Source organism: Halohasta sp. A2, assembly GCF_056175805.1.
Map to the genome: position 1 here is coordinate 1 of NZ_JAQFWV010000162.1, position 1,161 is coordinate 1,161.

The following is a 1,161-nucleotide window of genomic DNA, read 5'->3' on the forward strand; positions in this document are numbered from 1 at the left end:
TAGTAATTAGCGAATCTTATTGAGGAATCCACCGAGGTGATTATCAATCCAAGATGAGGCAAAACTCAGCTTTTCCGTCAGTTGATTGAACAGCCCATCAAGAAGCGTTCGGTACTCGTCTTCGCCGTCAACAATCAACGGCGAAGACTCCCATTTGAGACTTTTCCAAACCGGTTCGATAGGGTTCAAATCCGGTGATCCAACCGGAAGAAACACCAGATCAATGCCAAGTTCGTGTGCACGCTTTCGAGTGTGCTTGCACACGTGCGACGAGAAGTTATCCAACACGAGCAGAATCCGCTTACCGGGATTCTGCTCGCGGACCTTTTCGAAGCATCCGCAAATCTTCTCTTTCTCTTGATTCGGCGGAAACGATAGAACACTCTCACCGTTGAGTGCGTAGAACCCGGCCGCTGGTGTGTCAATTTTCACCAGCGGCCGGGTGATGTGTGGATCATCAACGGTGTACAGCCGTTGAGAATTGTCCCATGGTTGGGGGTGGGAAATATCGAAAAACCCGATGACAGTCCCGCCGTCGGTGCAAATATCCTCATCGGTCTCCCAGTCTTCATCATCGGTATCGTCTTCTCGCTTGTTGTGGGGTTGGTCATGTGCGTCCTCGTCGAACGCGTACTCGACGCGTTCGTCGAGGATCTCCTCGGCGTTGTCCGGTCGATCTGGACGTCTTGTGCGAGGGATAGCGTAGTGGAGGCCAAGTTTGTCAAGGAACGTCGGGAGATAGTTCGGGTGATACTCGACATCGAACTCTTCATCGAGAAGATGCTGAATCTCTTGTTTCTTCCAGGGCTGTCCCTCACGGAGGCGTTCAATGAGTTGTTGTTGTTCGGCTTTATCGAGCTTCGGGGGCCTGCCGCCCCCGAAGTTCGGTGTGAGTTTCCCAAGACCTCCTTGGTTCCACCGACGTACCCAGTTACTGGCTGTTCCTTCTGACATGCCAACCTTGTCAGCTGCCTCAGCTAACGCTTCACCGTCGTAGAGATGTTTGAGGAAGGTGAGCCGCTTGTAGGTTTTGAGGTTGTCAGTCTCAGCCTGAAGTCGATCTAAATCTTCCCTGCTGAGATGCTTCACGACTTCTTTCTCACGGCCAACCATACTACGTTCAATTAGCTCCAGCTACACAATAGCTTCCCTGAGGTACTA

Annotated in this window: 1 protein-coding gene; it reads right to left on the reverse strand. The window is 51.7% G+C overall.

The features are described from left to right. Positions 1 to 6 precede the first annotated feature (6 nt). The gene (locus tag O2S87_RS18580; RefSeq protein WP_475410207.1) at positions 7 to 1,113 is read right to left on the reverse strand and encodes an IS630 family transposase; all 1,107 of its coding nucleotides are present in this window, start codon (positions 1,111 to 1,113) and stop codon (positions 7 to 9) included. Between the last annotated feature and the right edge of the window lie 48 nt (positions 1,114 to 1,161).

Bases quoted from the DNA above. Each gene is read 5' to 3' on its own strand.
- O2S87_RS18580 (WP_475410207.1), bottom strand. From the start codon at position 1,113: ATGGTTGGCCGTGAGAAAGAAGTCGTGAAGCATCTCAGCAGGGAAGAT.